Below are 15,005 nucleotides of genomic sequence, written 5' to 3' on the forward strand. Positions count from 1 at the left end.
AAAAATGGAAAAAGAACCTATTACTTTAAATGGTTTAAAAAAATTAGAGGAAGAACTTATTTTTTTAAAAGAAAAGAAAAGACCTGAGATAGTTGCCGCAATTGCTGAAGCAAGATCGCATGGAGATCTAAAAGAAAATGCCGAATATCATGCTGCAAAGGAAGAACAATCTCATAATGAGGGTAGGATTACTGAAATAAACGACATAATAGCCAGAGCTAATGTAATTGATGTAACTAAATTAAATAATGAGGGTAAAGTAATTTTTGGATCAACTGTATATCTAGAAGACTTAGATAGTGGGGAAAAAATAAATTATAAAATTGTTGGAAAAGATGAAGCTGACTTAAAACAAAAATTAATTTTCTTTCAGTCCCCAATTGGAAAAGGATTAATAGGTAAAAATAAAAGTGATCTTGTAGAAATAAGTACCCCTTCTGGGATAAAGAATTTTGAAATTAAAGACGTTAAATATATTTAACTCTTTGCAATTTTTTCAACCTGTTTATCTGAAATTTGAAATCCATTTTGAACCCAGGTTTCTTCTATAAGTTTTAACTTATTACCTAAAATTTTACCTTCAGGAATTTTATACTTAGACATTAAAATATTTGCTCCAATTTTTAATTCAGGCAATGTTTTATTTTCGTAAATTTTAAGTAGTTTTAATAATTTATTCTCTACCTTACTTGAATAGAACAATTTAAAATTAATTATATCAATTACAGTTTGTCTACCATTATAGTAAAATATTTTATTAAAGTTTTTTTCTGTAAAACTTTTAATACTCACCTTTTCTTTGAAAAAATAATGAATTAATTTAAGCCTCTTTTGATCTTTTTTTGAGATTTTAAATTTATAAATGAAATAGTCAGTATTGTCTGTTTCATCAATAATCAACAATGCAATTACAAAAATAAAGTCAAAGTTGCTAATAACTTTGGAACTAAATGAATTCAGCTTCTTAAAATGATTAATATTTTTAAATTGTGGAAATACTATTTCTAATATTTCTAAACTTTGTTGATCTTCAAATAATTTGAGAAAATTTTTTGATTTAACTGTCTTTTTAAATTCATCTAATAATCTTTCAGCAGATAAGTTCGAAATACCTTTGATATTTTTTTTAAATATTTTAATTATCTCTGTTTTATGATTTTCAGTTGAGTAATTAATATGAAAACGGAAATATCTTAATATTCTTAAATAATCCTCTTGAATTCTTTTTTCTGGATCTCCAATAAATTTTAAAACGCCTTTATTTAAATCTAGCTTACCATTTTGTGGATCAAATAAATTTCCTAAACTATCAGAGTAAATAGCATTAATTGTAAAATCTCTTCTTTTTGAATCTTCTTTCCAATCAGAAGTAAATTCAACTTTTGCATGTCTTCCGTCTGTAGCAACGTCTTTTCTAAGTGAAGTAATTTCATAGTTTTTTTCATTTATTACTGCAGTTATCGTGCCGTGTTCTTTACCTGACTCAAAAAATTTAATTTGATGTTTATTTAGTGCATCACAAACTTCATCTGGTGTAATGTTAGTTGCTAAATCAATGTCATCTACTTCTTCTCGATTTATAATTTTTCTAATACATCCTCCAACAAATCTTAATTCACTATTTTCAGAATAATTGTTAATTGCTTCAAAAATTTTTTTTGCAGGAGTGTTCTGGGATATGTTTTTTATATTTTTACTTATATAATTAAGATTTTTGGACCTTAAAAAAATTTTATCTAAAAATTTATCCATATATATGGCTGGGGCGCTAGGATTCGAACCTAGGATGCAGGTACCAAAAACCCGTGCCTTACCGCTTGGCTACGCCCCAATATTATAGTTCCTATAACACAAAAAAAATAAATTTATATAGTTTTTGATACATTCAACCAACAATTATTAAATTTCCTCTTAAATTGTGCTTTTGCCAAATTACAGTCTTTGACTGATTGATAGAATGCAATAACTGTAGATCCAGACCCAGTCATTCTTACAAATTCAGGATTATTAGTCTTTTCTAAAAATAACTTAATCTTTTTTATTTGTGGGTATTTTGAAATAGCAATATCTTCTAAGGCATTAGTTTGATTTTTTAAAAATTTATAACCAAACATATTCTTTTTGGGATTATTAAATTTTGGTTTTGTAAAATTTCTAACATTAGAATAAATTTTTTTTGTCGCACAACCAAAATTAGGTTTTATTAAAAGCATATTTAAAATTGGACAATTAAAAAATTTTTTAATTTTATTGTTTGAAAGTAAAACTGAGCTAGATGGGTCTATACCCAAAATAACATCGGAACCTATTTCAGAACAAACCTCCAAAATTTTTTTTTTACTGATTTTAATTAGCTTTTTTTTATTTAAAAAATTTAAAATACTCGCAGCATTTAATGAACCTCCACCAAGTCCTGCTTTTTGAGGAATATTCTTTGTTATAGAAACTCTATATTTTTGATTTAGTAGCAACCTTTCTCGATCTAGAATTTCAAAGAGTTTTTGAACAGTATTTTTTTTTCCAATACCTTTTGCAAATTTCCCTTGAAAAGAAATATTATGTTTTTCACCTCCTGTTTTTTTTATTGAAATAACATCATTCAAATCAATAAAACTAATGATACTTTCAATTTTATGTAATGAATTATTTTTTCCTGTTACATTGAGTGCTAAATTGATTTTGGCATGAGATTTTAAATTTAATTTCATTGAATAGATTTTAAGCCAGTAATCAACTTTTTGTTTATATTTTCTCTCATATCATCGTCAGTATCATCAAAACTCAACACGCTATTCCAAAAATATCTTGCCTGAATTTTTTGGTTTAGCTTCCACAATATATCTCCGTAATGATCATTTACTATTGGGTCATCAGGCATTAATTCTACAGCTCTTTTTAAATATTTTTCTGCTTCCCCATATTCATCTATCAAGAAATATGCCCAACCAATTGAGTCAATGATATAAGGATCATTACTTTTTGAATTATATGCTATTTTTAACATTTCCATCGCTTCATCTATTTTGTAATCACGTTCTAACCAAGAATAAGCAAGATAATTTAGGACATATGCATCATCAGGTCTTATCCTTAGTGCATGAAGTAAATCTTCATCTGACTTCTCATAATTACCTAATCTTTCGTAACTCCCACCTCTTCGATATAAAATATCTGATTTAATTACAGAACTATCCTCTAGAGAGGAGATTAATTTTGAATAATAATCAATTGCAAGTTCATAATTTTTAGAGTTTTTGTAAAAATTCGCTAAATCAAAAATCATCTTTGGGTTAGGTTTTTCAATATTTTTAAACTTAGACTCAATATAGCTTGTTGCCTTTTCATAATTTTTTTCTTTCACTATTATTTGTGCTTCTTTTTTAACTCTAAACCAATAATAAAACTCATCAGTCTCTTTAAATTTTCTTACTATTTTTTTTACCTTGTTGTATTCACCATCTGCAAAGAAATTTTCAGCAACGAGTGATAAATTAAATTCAAATTTAGGATTTAAATATATTGATAAATTTAAATAAAAATTTGATTTTTCAAAATTATCTTGTGACGAATAAAGGTTTGATATCAAAAATAAAAATTCACTAATTATATCATTGTGATTTCTACATGAGAAAATTTTTTCAAAACTTTTAAACTTATTATTATCTATCCAGCTTTTTGTTTGTGTTAGCAAAAGTGTTGAACCAATATAATCAATTTGATCAATTACTGACTTTGCCTGATCAAACTCTTTATTCTGAATAAGATAATTTATATAAAAAAATATATATCTTGAATAATCACCTTGTTGACTATTTATTAAATTTAAAAAGAAAGAGCTGGTTCTTTGATCATTATAATAACATCTTTGAAATGCCTCAGCTATTAATGATAAGTTTCCAAAATTTTTCTTATTAGGTAAAAGTTTTTTATTTTTAAAAGTGTAAATATACTGCTTTAAAGTTTCAAAAATTACTAAATTAATTCTATTTTCTTCCTGAAATCTCAAACTTTGATCTAAGTAAATATTAGCTTTATCAAAATCATTTTTTTTTAAACTATCAATTATTAGTAAAATATATGCATCAAAAAAATCTGTGTTACTTTTTTTTGAGTTATTTTTTACAACATTTATTGCTTGCGCTACTTTGTTTTCCAATACAAGAGAATTAACATATCTTTTTAAATAACTGTCGTGGTTATTCAGTAAAACTTTGCTTAAGTTGAAATATTTTAAAGCTTCTGAATTGTCTCTATTTTCATAAGCTATAATACCTGAAAAATAATTAGATAAATCTCTTGAGTTGAAATCATTAAAACTTGTACTTTTAGAATAAACAGGTGTCTGATAGGATAACGCTAATAATAATATGATTTTAAATATTTTAGATATCATTTAATCCTTGTAAGGTGAAAAAATTGATAAATCAAAACGACAAATTAAACGAAGAATTGATAAATACAATAGAAGCCAATTTTGTATTTGATAAAAAACCTATTAATAGGTTTTCTGAGGTAAAAAAAGAAAGTGATATCAATCAAAGAAATAAACAAGATTTATTAGAAAATCTAAAAAAACAATTAAATTCAATTGAAAATTGTAAACTAAGAAATAATTCCAAAAATATTGTTCTTGGAGAAGGAAATATTGACAGTCCTATAATGTTAATCGGAGAAGCTCCAGGTGAAATTGAAGACAAAGTTGGGAACCCTTTTAAAGGAGAAGGTGGAGAGCTTTTAGACAAAATGTTGTTAGCAATAAATATTAAGAGAAAAAATATTTATACAACTTATGCAATAAATTTTAGACCACCAGAAGATAGAAAACCGACTTCGCCTGAAATTAAACGTTACTCAAACTTTTTAAAAGAACATATAGCTATTATTGATCCCAAAATTATAATTTTAATGGGTAGCACAGCTATGGAAGCTGTTACTGGGATTAATGAAAAAATATCTTCAGAAAGAGGTAAATGGAAGGAAATAATTTTAAATAATAATACTTATCCTTTAATGATAACTTTTAACCCTTCTTATTTAATTAGATATCCAGATAATAAAAAACATTCATGGGAAGATTTAAAAAAAATAAGAGAAAAAGTTAAAGAGTTAAAATTAACAATTTAATGAAATTAATAGCTGGTGTTGATGAGGTCGGCAGAGGTAGTTTAATAGGTCCTGTTTATGCTGCTGCTGTCATTCTAAAGAAATCTGTGGATCCAAAAATTTTAAAAGATTCAAAACTGTTGAGTAAAAAAAAGAGAGAATACCTTTTTAATTATATTAAAAAAAATTCAATTTGGTCATTAGGTAAAGCCTCTGTTAGTGAGATTGAAAAACTCAACATACTAAATGCAAGTTTACTAGCTATGAAAAGAGCTATATTAAAATTAACAAAAAAACCAACTCTTGTATTAATAGATGGAAACAAAATTCCACAATTAAAAAATTATAAATTGAAATCAATCATAAAGGGCGATAAAAAAATTCCTTCAATTTCAGCAGCCTCTATAATAGCTAAGGTATCAAGAGATAGATTTGTTGCTACTTTATCAAAAAAAAACAAAGGTTATCATTGGGATAAAAATTTTGGTTATGGCACCAAACAACACTTACAAGCATTAAAGAAACTAGGCATAACTAAACATCATAGAAAAACTTTCTCTCCTATATCTAGGTTAACTTAATACTACATCTAGTTATCATTAAAATTCGATACACAAATCGAATCCAATTTTTTCAATCACAGGTTGACCGAAGAATCCATTTGGAGTCTAATTAATTTTTACAAATGAAATCTGATTTTAAAAATAAAATAATTAACGGAGACAGTCTCGAAGAATTAAAAAAAATTCCAAGTGAAACCTTTGATTTAATTTTTGCTGACCCTCCATATAATTTACAATTAAAAGGTGAATTGATTAGACCCGATAGATCAAAAGTCAGCGCTGTAAACGACAAGTGGGATCAATTTAAAAATTTTAAAAAATATGATGAGTTTACTTATGAATGGCTTAATGAATGCAAAAGGATTTTGAAAAAAGATGGAGCTATTTGGGTTATAGGTAGTTACCATAATATTTTTAGAGTAGGAACTGCAATACAAAATCTAGGTTTCTGGATACTAAATGATGTCATCTGGAATAAAAATAATCCAATGCCTAACTTTAGAGGTACAAGGTTCACAAATGCTCATGAGACTTTAATATGGGCTTCTAAGAGTGAAAAATCAAAATACACATTTAATTATCAGTCTTTAAAATGTTTAAATGATGATCTTCAGATGAGATCTAATTGGAATCTTCCTATTTGCAATGGTTCTGAAAGACTTAAAAAAAATGGAAAAAAAATTCACTCTACTCAAAAACCAGAATCACTTTTACACAGAATTTTACTAGCTACATCAAATAAAAATGATCTAATTCTTGATCCTTTTTTAGGTTCTGGAACTTCTGCTGCAGTTGCAAAAAAACTAGGGAGAAATTATTTTGGTATAGAAAAAGAAAAGAATTATTTTAAAGCTGCTGAGGAACGTATAAAGACCACCAAACCAATTGAAGATGATTTGTTAGATACACTTAAAAATAATAGATCAAAACCAAGAATTCCGTTTGGATCATTGGTAGAACTTGGAATAATTAAGCCTGGAACTAATATTTTTGATAATAAGAAAAAAATAACCGCAAGAATAATGGCTGATGGTAGTATCAAACACAACCAAGCAGAAGGTTCTATTCATAAAGTTGCAGCTACTATTTTAGGAGCTGAAAGCTGCAATGGTTGGACATTTTGGCATTGTGATATTAATGGCCGAACCTACCCAATCGATTACTTGAGACAAAGATTAATTTCTAAAAATTAATTTTTATAAATTTTACCTAAATAACTTTCCAGAAATTTTTTATTTTTAGTCAAAAGCTTTAAAAAAATATTTCTAAAAAAGATCATAATCGGATTTGATAAATGAAAAGCAAATTGATTAAAATTAGATCTTCTATTAATCATTTTTACTCTCTCTAATCTAGAATTATAAAAATCATTTTTTTGGTTTATTATAATTTCATATAATTGATTGGCTCCTTCTATTGATTGTGAGGCTCCCTGAGCAAAAGAAGGTGAGAATGCAAAAAAAGCATCTCCAACTAAATAAATATTTTTGGGAGGAATAAATGGATTTTTACTTACAAATACTGGAAACAATTTAATATCTTCAAGACTCTGAAATACTTTTGATGAAATTTTTTTGGATAATTTTTGTTTAATGCTCTCAATAAATGTACTTTCATTACAAAGATTGTGATTTTTTTGCTGTTCAGAATTTAACTTATTCTTCAATATCCCAATAAAATTAAATTTTTTATCATTATTAAGTGGATATAATACATAATGAAAATCTGATCCTAAAAATAAAGAAATATTTTCCTCATTTATATTATCAAGAAGTTCTTTGGATACACTGGCTCTAACAGCGATAGTGTTATTATAAATTGGTTCTGAATTATTATTCGAAATTAATGACTTTCCTTTTGAAAATACACCATCTGAAATAATTAAATGATCACAAGTTATTTTATCTTGATCAAAATTTAAATTTATTGAGTCATTACTGTATGCTATCTTATCTAAACTGCAGTTAAACTTGATTGAATTTTTATCTAATCCATTTATTAAAAAGTGAAGTAATTTTGATCTTTTCAACGTTGTGTACTTACAATCATCAGAATTAAATTTTGAAATATTTAAATCACAAATTTTCTTTGAATTTTTAATTTCATAAAAATCAATTTTTTTTGGATTAAATTTCTCTTTGTCCGACAAGGAAGAGAAGCCTAATTTGTTTAATAGCTTTACGCTATTTACAGATAATTGAATACCATAACCTTCCTCTATTTCTAATGAAGTTTTTTTTTCATAAATTGTGACCTGATAATCTTTATTTCCTTTAAATAAATTAGCTATAAACAGACCCGAAATCCCTGCGCCAATAATTGCTATTTTTTTCATTTTTGACTTTCTAAAAATTTTATTATCTTTTTGGTAAATGTCGGGAGTACATAATTTTGAAGTTTTGTAGGATTTATCCAATTAATATTTTTCTCAAAGTTGTGCCTCTTCTTATATTCAATTTTGATATTCATATTCATATTAGATATTTTAAAATTTAAATCTTTACTAAAATTTTTAGGATTATTTAATTGATCCATTGGAAAAATATTTAAATTTTTCAAAAAATTAAATTTATTATTTTTGATTAATAAATATTGATTATTTTTTTTATAAACATTCAATTTATAATATGTTTCCTTGTTAATTTTCTTGAATTTCACTAAATCAAAATTTTTATTTTTAAATGCTTTGCAATTATTAGATAATGGACATTTGTTACAAGTAGGATTTGTAGGTTTGCAAATTAATGCACCCAGTTCCATCAAAGCTTGCGCATAATCGCTTGATCTTTTTGTTGATATACCAAAAATTTTTTTTTGATCTTGTAAGAATTCTTTTTTAATTTGACTTTGTTTTTTTAAATATAAGTATCTTTTTAATACTCTCTCAATGTTTCCATCCAAAGGAATTATTGGTTTATTAAATGCAATTGCTGAAATTGCACTTGCTGTATAATCGCCAATGCCTGGTAATGATTTTAATTCATAAAAATCTTCAGGTATTTTTTTGTTAAATTTTTTAACAATTATTTGAGCAGTTTTTTTTAAATTTCTAACTCTTGAATAATATCCAAGACCTTCCCAAAGTTTGATTAATTTTTTATCATTGTATTTTGATAACTTTTCAATATTAGGAATATTATTAATAAATCTATTAAAATATGGTATCACAGTAGCAACCTGCGTCTGTTGCAACATGAACTCGCTAACCAATGTAAAATATTGTTTCTTTTCTTGTGAAACCTTATTTCTCCAAGGTAAAGATCTCTTATTTATATCGTACCAATTGAGAATTTTATTTGTTATTATTAGATCTTTCATATGCAATTTAAAAATAATACTAAGCAGAGAAATACTAGCATTCAAGGGTTAAGATCTTTTAAAGACACTTTGCCAAAAAATTTAAAAAAAATTATTCATAAAAAAGGTCATATATATTCAGAAACACTCAGTAATTGGAAATATTTAGTAGGGAATGAATTGTTTAAAGTCTGTTTTCCAAAAACATTCAAAAACTCAAATCGATTTGGTGTGAGTACTTTAGTTGTAATGGTTAAAAGAGGCCATGAAGTGGATGTAGAATATTCAAAAAAAAATATTTTAGATAAAATGAATAATTTTTTCGGCTACGATGTTGTTGAAAAGCTCAAATTTATTAGCTTTGATGACGAACAAAAAAACAGCAGTTTGAATGAAGCTAAATCAAATAATGTGGCAATTAGTAAATATCAAGATAAAATTAAAGATGTTAAAAACGAAAAAATTAAAAAATCATTAACAGAATTAACAAAAGTTTATAAAGAAAAATGAGAAAAATTATATTACTTGCTATAATTATTTTGGGAAGCTTTTCAAATTTAAATGCTGAAGAAATAAAAAGAATTATCGTTGGAAATAAAGACGCAAAAATAACTATAATTGCGTTTGAATCATTAACTTGTAGCTATTGTGCTAATTTTCATAAAAACGTTTATCCAGAACTTAAAAAAGAATATTTGGATACAGGGATTGCTAAAATAGAGTTTAGAAACTTTCCTTTAGATATTGCCGCCTTCAATGCTGCAAAAGTTGCTCAGTGTAAAAATGATGGGAATGCTGATATTTTGGAAAGTTTATATGCTAACCAGCAAAAATGGGTGAAGGGAAGCTCTATTGAGGAAGCAAATAAAAATCTTCAAATATTTTTAAAAAACGAGGGTTTCTCTATAGATTTTGAATCTTGTGTGAACAACAAAAATATTGAGGATTTTGTGTTAAATGACCGAATAGAGGGTGCAAAAAATTTCAAAGTAAACGCAACCCCTACGATAATAATCAACAACAAAAAATTCGAGAAAAAACTTAATTATAAAAATTTGAAAAAAGCACTAGAAAAAATGATATAAGTTAGTGCATGGAGTTTAAAAAAATCCAATTAAATGGATTTAAATCATTTGCTGAAAAAACAAATTTCTTAATAGAAGAAGGTCTTACTGGAATAGTTGGTCCTAACGGCTGTGGAAAATCAAACATAGTAGAATCTTTAAGATGGGTAATGGGAGAGACCTCTGCAAAAAGTATGAGAGGTTCAGGAATGGAAGATGTAATTTTTTCAGGGACATCTAATAAGGCATCAAAAAATATTGCTGAAGTTTCCATAGAAGTAGAGAACAAAGAAAAAGAAGGTCCTATTCAATATCGTGAATTAGAAAATATACAAGTTAGAAGAAAAATTGAAAAAGATAAGGGTTCTAAATTTTATATTAATGACAAAGAGGTAAGAGCAAGAGATGCACAAATGTTTTTTGCAGATCTTTCAACAGGCGCACATTCTCCTTCTATGATTAGTCAGGGAAGAATTGGAGCCTTAGTGACAGCAAAGCCTACTGACAGAAGAGCAATACTTGAGGAGGCTGCTGGAATTTCTGGTTTACATGTAAGAAGACATGAGGCTGAACTTAGACTTGGTGCAGCAGAAAATAATTTAAAAAGAGCTGATGAGTTGCGACGTCAACAGGAAAAGCAATTAGCAAATCTTCAAAAGCAAGCTGAAGAAGCCACCAAATATAAATTAATTTCAGAAGAAATAAAAAAAATAGAAGCAGGATTATATTATTTGAGATTATTGGAAATTGAAAAGGAAATTAAAATTGAGAACGAAATTAATGCTGAAGCAGAAGGTGAAGTAGAAGGTTTTAATAACCAGATATCTGAGCTTGAAAACTTAATAAAGATCTCAACAGACAAAGTTGCTCCACTAAGAGAAAAAAATATTGAGAATTTATCTAGGATACAAAGGCTAAATTTAGAACTTCAAAGCCTAGATGAGGAAAATACTAGAATTCAGGACGAAATTGAAGGTATTAAAAAATCAATCCAAACTTTGGATGAGGACATAGCAAGAGAAAAAGGAATTATTATTGATGCTAACTCTAATGAGAAAAGGTTAAAAGAGGAAAAATCCGATTTAATTGAAGTAGATTCAAAATATTTTGAAACTGAAAAAATGTCTAACGAAGATTTAGAAAATGCTAAGAATGAACTCGAAAGAGAACAAAATGCAGTTGATGAAGTTGTTAATAATTTAGCAGAAGATACAATTAAAATAAGTATTGGCCCCATAAAAAATGTAAAAAACTCTATTTCTAGAGTTAAAGAATTAATAGATGCGAATGAAATCAACCAAGCATTTGCTCTTTTAGATAGATGTTCAATGGAATTAGACAATTTTATTAGTGATTTAAAAAATGAAAAATCAAGAACTGAACTATTAAATGTCAATGAAAAATCAAAGACAATAAAAGTTCTTCAAGAAAAATATGCTGATGCATATAGTAAAAATCAATCAATAAAAAATGAATCAGTCAAAAGAAATGAAAGAATAAAAACTATAGAGACCGAAATATCAAGCTGGAAAAATCTTTTATCTAATTCAGAAAAAATGGTTAATGAATTAACTGAAAGAAAAAATAAATTGTCTAAACAATTAAATGATTTAGAAAATCAACCAAGAGTACAAGCAGAAAGAAAAGGTCAAATTTCTGAAAATTTAAGAATTTCTGATGAAGAAAAAATTGATAATGAAAAAATTATAGAAGAAACTGATAAAAAAATTGAAACGCTAAGAGCACAATTAAATGAAATCCAAGAACAATCTATTCAAATTAGAGAAAGAAAAGCAAGCTCAGGTGCAACTGTTGAAGGTTTACAAAAAAGAAAAAATGATTTGCTTGATAGAATTAATACAGAATTAAATTTAACTGAAGATAATATATTAGAAAATTCAAATTTATTTGGAATTGAAGAGCTTCCAAATCATATTGATCAAGAAGATGCTTTAGATAAAAAGAAACAACAAAGAGATCAATTAGGTTCAGTTAATTTAAAAGCAGATGAAGAAACTAGTAAGTATGAAGAAGAAATTAAAAAAATGGAACAAGATCGTAGTGACATAGTTACCGCAATTGTTAAACTTAAAGATAGTATTGATGAACTAAATCAAAAAGGAAGAGAAAGACTGGTTGAAGCATTTGAAAAAGTTAACAGAAAATTTAATGAGGTTTACACAAAACTTTTTAATGGAGGAAATGCAAAACTTGAATTAGTAGATTCTGACGATCCATTAGAAGCTGGTTTAGAAATGTTAGTCAGTCCTCCAGGAAAACGACTTCAATCTATAACTTTATTATCTGGAGGTGAACAGGCCTTAACCGCCCTATCTTTAATATTTGCAGTATTTTTAACAAACCCTTCTCCAATTTGTGTTTTGGATGAGGTAGACGCTCCCCTTGATGATGCTAACGTAACAAGATTTTGTAACTTGCTAGAGGAGTTAATTAAAATTACTAACACTAAATTTATAATTGTTACTCACCACGCCTTAACAATGTCTAAAATGAACAGGCTATATGGAGTAACAATGCCACAAAAAGGGATAAGCCAACTGGTAGCTGTAGACCTTCAAAAAGCAGAAAGTATGGTTGCTTAACCAAAATAAATGGCAAAAGACCCTTTTAAAACTCGCTTAGAGATTGCAAAAAGCAAGATTTCTAAGAAAAATCTTTATAACAAGAAGGATAATCCCTCGCCTATTGGAACTGCATTCAAATTGAGCACAGAACTTGTTTCTGCAGTGGCCGTCGGGACAATTATTGGGTTTATTTTTGACAAGACCTTTGGTACTAAACCCTGGTTTATATTAATATTTTTTTTTGTTGGGGTGATCGCTGGAATAACAAACGTGATTAGATCAGCAAAAAAAATGCAAAAATAAGTTAGTACTATGGCAGCAAACCCGATGTCCCAATTCGATGTTTATAGAATTGGACCTGAAATAAAAGTTGGAGCATTTGATATATCTTTTACAAACGCAAGTTTGTTTATGATTATAAGTACAGTTTCTATTTTATTAATTTTTAATTTAGGATCTAAGAAAAATTCAATCTTACCAAATAAAATTCAATTATTAGCGGAACTTAGCTACACCTTTGTTGCTAAAATGATTAGTGATACAGCTGGTTCTAAAGCAAAACCATATTTTGCATTTATTTTTTCATTGTTCATGTTTGTTTTATTTTGCAACATGTTTGGAATGATCCCGTACACATTCACTGTAACTAGTCATATTATCGTTACATTTGTTCTTGCTGCATTTATCTTTATTGGCGTAACAGTAATTGGATTTATTAAACATGGTTTTGGATATTTAAAATTGTTTGTACCAAGTGGAGTACCAGCGGTATTACTTCCTTTAATAGTAGTTATTGAAATTATTTCTTATTTAAGTAGACCAATAAGTCTATCAGTTAGATTATTTGCAAATATGATGGCTGGTCATACAATGATGAAAGTTTTCGGAGGCTTTGTAATTAGTCTTGGAATAGTTGGTGGATGGCTTCCACTAAGTTTTTCGGTTGCATTAACTGGTTTGGAGATATTAGTTGCTTTTCTTCAAGCATATGTTTTTGCAATTTTAACCTGCATCTATTTAAATGATGCATTAAATTTACACCATTAATAACAGAGGAGGATATAATGGAATTAGAAGCAGCAAAAATGATCGGAGCAGGTTTAGCAGCAATAGCTTTAGCTGGTGCCGGTGTTGGTATTGGAATAATTTTTGGAAATTATTTATCAGGTGCTATGAGAAACCCATCAGCAGCTCAGAAACAATTTCCTAACCTACTTTTAGGTTTTGCACTTGCAGAAGCAACAGGATTATTTGGATTAGTTGTTGCATTGATTATTTTATTTGCATTTTAAGTTAATGGTCAAAAAAATATATCTTCATCTAATATTTTTAAGCTTCTTTTTTATTAAAGAAGCTTTTGCCGCTGAAAGTGGAGGTATGCCTCAATTAAATCCAGAGTTTTGGGTTTCTCAGATTTTCTGGTTGGTACTTACTTTTGGGATAATGTATTTGGTTTTATCTAAATTAATTCTTCCAAAAATTAGTAACAACTTAGAGTCTAGAAAATCTCAAATTCTAGAAAACATTGAGGCAGCTGAAAAACAAAGAGAAGATAGTGAGACCAAACTTAAAGAATATGATCAAATAATTTTAAAAAGCAAAACTGATGCTAATGCTATGTTTAATCAAGCAAGAGAAAAGGCAGTTAAAGATATAAATGCTAAAAGAGACGTTCTTGATAAACAAATAGATGACGAAATAGCTAAAGCGGAAAAAGAAATACAAGCTTTAAGAGATAATGCGCCTGATAAAATAAATAAAATTGCTATCGAAACGTCATCCGAGTTACTTCAAAAACTTATTGGTGCTGAAGTAAATAATAGCAGTATATCAGCAATTGTTGACGACCTATCTAGAAGAAATGGAGATAAATACTATGGCAATTGATGCAACTTTCTGGGTAGCAATTTCATTTGTAATCTTCATCGGGGTTTTAGTTTACTTTAAAATTCCACAAAAAGTTTCTCAAATGCTTGATGGTATGATTTCTGATATCAAAAATGAGATAGATGAAAGTGAAAAATTGAGAACAGAGGCAAAAACTTTACTCGATAATGCTCAAAAAAAATTAGATACAGCTAGTTCTGTAAGTAATGAAATTTTGGAAAATGCAAAAAAAGAGTCGGATAAATTAATAATAGACTTAAATGATAAATTTCATAAATCATCAGAAATTAAAAAAAGTTTAGCAGAAAATAAAATTAGCCAAATGAAAGAGGCTGCATTGAAAGAAATAAAAGATGCTTCAATCAAAATAGCAGTAGACTCAGTAAAAAAAATCATAACTACATCAGTTGATAAATCTAAACTAGATGCTGTATTTCAAAAAAATTTAGAAGAAACTAAAGAACAGCTAAAAAAAATAAACTCATAATACGGTTACAATTTCCTGA

Annotated in this window: 17 protein-coding genes and 1 tRNA gene; 12 read left to right on the plus strand and 6 right to left on the minus strand. The window is 27.4% G+C overall.

Annotated features, from left to right (window positions below; genetic code table 11):
• Positions 1-4 precede the first annotated feature (4 nt).
• Entirely contained in the window at positions 5-481 is a 477-nt protein-coding gene (gene greA, locus ACTTAR_RS03965; RefSeq protein WP_075506396.1) for a transcription elongation factor GreA, read from the plus strand.
• On the opposite strand, the gene ACTTAR_RS03970 is transcribed toward greA, so the two are convergent.
• The 4 genes from ACTTAR_RS03970 to ACTTAR_RS03985 all read right to left on the minus strand — a co-directional run bounded on the left by ACTTAR_RS03970 (position 478) and on the right by ACTTAR_RS03985 (position 4,393).
• Complete coding sequence (locus ACTTAR_RS03970; RefSeq protein WP_440681665.1) at positions 478-1,752, minus strand: CCA tRNA nucleotidyltransferase; 1,275 nt, start codon at positions 1,750-1,752, stop codon at positions 478-480. The two genes, greA and ACTTAR_RS03970, sit on opposite strands and share 4 nt — an antisense overlap.
• Before the next feature lie 5 nt (positions 1,753-1,757).
• A tRNA-Gln gene (locus tag ACTTAR_RS03975) sits at positions 1,758-1,831 on the minus strand.
• A gap of 34 nt (positions 1,832-1,865) precedes the next feature.
• Positions 1,866-2,708, minus strand: a complete 843-nt coding sequence (locus ACTTAR_RS03980) for a 4-(cytidine 5'-diphospho)-2-C-methyl-D-erythritol kinase (RefSeq protein ID WP_440697774.1) — start codon at positions 2,706-2,708, stop codon at positions 1,866-1,868.
• Positions 2,705-4,393, minus strand: a complete 1,689-nt coding sequence (locus ACTTAR_RS03985; RefSeq protein WP_440681663.1) for a tetratricopeptide repeat protein — start codon at positions 4,391-4,393, stop codon at positions 2,705-2,707. Before ACTTAR_RS03985 ends, ACTTAR_RS03980 begins: the two co-directional genes overlap by 4 nt.
• Positions 4,394-4,407: 14 nt before the next feature.
• Here ACTTAR_RS03985 and ACTTAR_RS03990 point away from each other — a divergent pair, with 14 nt between their 5' ends.
• From ACTTAR_RS03990 to ACTTAR_RS04000, 3 genes are all read left to right on the plus strand, one after another.
• Positions 4,408-5,124, plus strand: a complete 717-nt coding sequence (locus tag ACTTAR_RS03990) for a uracil-DNA glycosylase (protein ID WP_440697775.1) — start codon at positions 4,408-4,410, stop codon at positions 5,122-5,124.
• The gene (locus tag ACTTAR_RS03995) at positions 5,124-5,684 is read left to right on the plus strand and encodes a ribonuclease HII (RefSeq protein WP_428080935.1); all 561 of its coding nucleotides are present in this window, start codon (positions 5,124-5,126) and stop codon (positions 5,682-5,684) included. The genes ACTTAR_RS03990 and ACTTAR_RS03995 overlap by 1 nt, the downstream gene beginning before the upstream one ends.
• Positions 5,685-5,788: 104 nt before the next feature.
• Positions 5,789-6,859 (plus strand): site-specific DNA-methyltransferase, encoded by a 1,071-nt coding sequence (locus ACTTAR_RS04000; protein WP_428080937.1) that lies wholly within the window; start codon positions 5,789-5,791, stop codon positions 6,857-6,859.
• Here ACTTAR_RS04000 and ACTTAR_RS04005 read toward each other — a convergent pair.
• Both ACTTAR_RS04005 and ACTTAR_RS04010 read right to left on the minus strand, forming a co-directional pair.
• On the minus strand, positions 6,856-8,001 hold the full coding sequence (locus ACTTAR_RS04005) for a salicylate 1-monooxygenase (protein WP_440697776.1): 1,146 nt from the start codon (positions 7,999-8,001) through the stop codon (positions 6,856-6,858). The genes ACTTAR_RS04000 and ACTTAR_RS04005 overlap by 4 nt on opposite strands.
• Entirely contained in the window at positions 7,998-8,984 is a 987-nt protein-coding gene (locus ACTTAR_RS04010; RefSeq protein WP_440697777.1) for an A/G-specific adenine glycosylase, read from the minus strand. The genes ACTTAR_RS04005 and ACTTAR_RS04010 overlap by 4 nt, the downstream gene beginning before the upstream one ends.
• Here ACTTAR_RS04010 and ACTTAR_RS04015 point away from each other — a divergent pair, their 5' ends adjacent.
• The 8 genes from ACTTAR_RS04015 to ACTTAR_RS04050 are packed head-to-tail and all read left to right on the plus strand — an operon-like array spanning position 8,985 to position 14,986.
• Complete coding sequence (locus ACTTAR_RS04015) at positions 8,985-9,473, plus strand: DUF721 domain-containing protein (RefSeq protein WP_440681659.1); 489 nt, start codon at positions 8,985-8,987, stop codon at positions 9,471-9,473.
• Positions 9,470-10,048, plus strand: a complete 579-nt coding sequence (locus ACTTAR_RS04020; protein ID WP_428080944.1) for a thioredoxin domain-containing protein — start codon at positions 9,470-9,472, stop codon at positions 10,046-10,048. Before ACTTAR_RS04015 ends, ACTTAR_RS04020 begins: the two co-directional genes overlap by 4 nt.
• An 8-nt stretch (positions 10,049-10,056) precedes the next feature.
• Positions 10,057-12,630 (plus strand): chromosome segregation SMC family protein, encoded by a 2,574-nt coding sequence (locus ACTTAR_RS04025; protein ID WP_440681657.1) that lies wholly within the window; start codon positions 10,057-10,059, stop codon positions 12,628-12,630.
• A gap of 9 nt (positions 12,631-12,639) precedes the next feature.
• Positions 12,640-12,915, plus strand: coding sequence for an AtpZ/AtpI family protein (locus ACTTAR_RS04030; RefSeq protein ID WP_075506407.1), 276 nt, complete (start codon positions 12,640-12,642; stop codon positions 12,913-12,915).
• 9 nt (positions 12,916-12,924) lie between these two features.
• Positions 12,925-13,659: a F0F1 ATP synthase subunit A gene (locus ACTTAR_RS04035; RefSeq protein WP_075506408.1), complete on the plus strand. Its 735-nt coding sequence runs from the start codon at positions 12,925-12,927 to the stop codon at positions 13,657-13,659.
• Between the two features lie 17 nt (positions 13,660-13,676).
• Positions 13,677-13,904, plus strand: a complete 228-nt coding sequence (locus ACTTAR_RS04040) for a F0F1 ATP synthase subunit C (protein ID WP_006997791.1) — start codon at positions 13,677-13,679, stop codon at positions 13,902-13,904.
• Positions 13,905-13,908: 4 nt separating this feature from the next.
• Positions 13,909-14,499 carry a F0F1 ATP synthase subunit B family protein gene (locus tag ACTTAR_RS04045; RefSeq protein ID WP_440681656.1) on the plus strand — a complete coding sequence of 197 codons (591 nt, stop codon included), beginning with the start codon at positions 13,909-13,911 and terminating at the stop codon, positions 14,497-14,499.
• Entirely contained in the window at positions 14,474-14,986 is a 513-nt protein-coding gene (locus ACTTAR_RS04050; RefSeq protein ID WP_440681655.1) for a F0F1 ATP synthase subunit B family protein, read from the plus strand. The genes ACTTAR_RS04045 and ACTTAR_RS04050 overlap by 26 nt, the downstream gene beginning before the upstream one ends.
• Positions 14,987-15,005 lie beyond the last annotated feature (19 nt).

The sequence above is a fragment of the Candidatus Pelagibacter sp. HIMB1709 genome (assembly GCF_052047635.1).
Classification (GTDB): Bacteria; Pseudomonadota; Alphaproteobacteria; order Pelagibacterales; family Pelagibacteraceae; genus Pelagibacter.

Excerpts from the sequence above, each read along its gene's own strand:
- ACTTAR_RS04015 (WP_440681659.1), top strand. The coding sequence starts at position 8,985 with ATGCAATTTAAAAATAATACTAAGCAGAGAAATACTAGCATTCAAGGG.
- ACTTAR_RS03970 (WP_440681665.1), bottom strand. The coding sequence starts at position 1,752 with ATGGATAAATTTTTAGATAAAATTTTTTTAAGGTCCAAAAATCTTAAT.
- ACTTAR_RS04050 (WP_440681655.1), top strand. The coding sequence starts at position 14,474 with ATGGAGATAAATACTATGGCAATTGATGCAACTTTCTGGGTAGCAATT.
- ACTTAR_RS04040 (WP_006997791.1), top strand. The coding sequence starts at position 13,677 with ATGGAATTAGAAGCAGCAAAAATGATCGGAGCAGGTTTAGCAGCAATA.
- ACTTAR_RS03985 (WP_440681663.1), bottom strand. The coding sequence starts at position 4,393 with ATGATATCTAAAATATTTAAAATCATATTATTATTAGCGTTATCCTAT.
- ACTTAR_RS04035 (WP_075506408.1), top strand. The coding sequence starts at position 12,925 with ATGGCAGCAAACCCGATGTCCCAATTCGATGTTTATAGAATTGGACCT.
- ACTTAR_RS03980 (WP_440697774.1), bottom strand. The coding sequence starts at position 2,708 with ATGAAATTAAATTTAAAATCTCATGCCAAAATCAATTTAGCACTCAAT.
- ACTTAR_RS04030 (WP_075506407.1), top strand. The coding sequence starts at position 12,640 with ATGGCAAAAGACCCTTTTAAAACTCGCTTAGAGATTGCAAAAAGCAAG.
- ACTTAR_RS04025 (WP_440681657.1), top strand. The coding sequence starts at position 10,057 with ATGGAGTTTAAAAAAATCCAATTAAATGGATTTAAATCATTTGCTGAA.
- greA (WP_075506396.1), top strand. The coding sequence starts at position 5 with ATGGAAAAAGAACCTATTACTTTAAATGGTTTAAAAAAATTAGAGGAA.
- ACTTAR_RS03995 (WP_428080935.1), top strand. The coding sequence starts at position 5,124 with ATGAAATTAATAGCTGGTGTTGATGAGGTCGGCAGAGGTAGTTTAATA.
- ACTTAR_RS04020 (WP_428080944.1), top strand. The coding sequence starts at position 9,470 with ATGAGAAAAATTATATTACTTGCTATAATTATTTTGGGAAGCTTTTCA.
- ACTTAR_RS04010 (WP_440697777.1), bottom strand. The coding sequence starts at position 8,984 with ATGAAAGATCTAATAATAACAAATAAAATTCTCAATTGGTACGATATA.
- ACTTAR_RS04045 (WP_440681656.1), top strand. The coding sequence starts at position 13,909 with ATGGTCAAAAAAATATATCTTCATCTAATATTTTTAAGCTTCTTTTTT.
- ACTTAR_RS04005 (WP_440697776.1), bottom strand. The coding sequence starts at position 8,001 with ATGAAAAAAATAGCAATTATTGGCGCAGGGATTTCGGGTCTGTTTATA.
- ACTTAR_RS04000 (WP_428080937.1), top strand. The coding sequence starts at position 5,789 with ATGAAATCTGATTTTAAAAATAAAATAATTAACGGAGACAGTCTCGAA.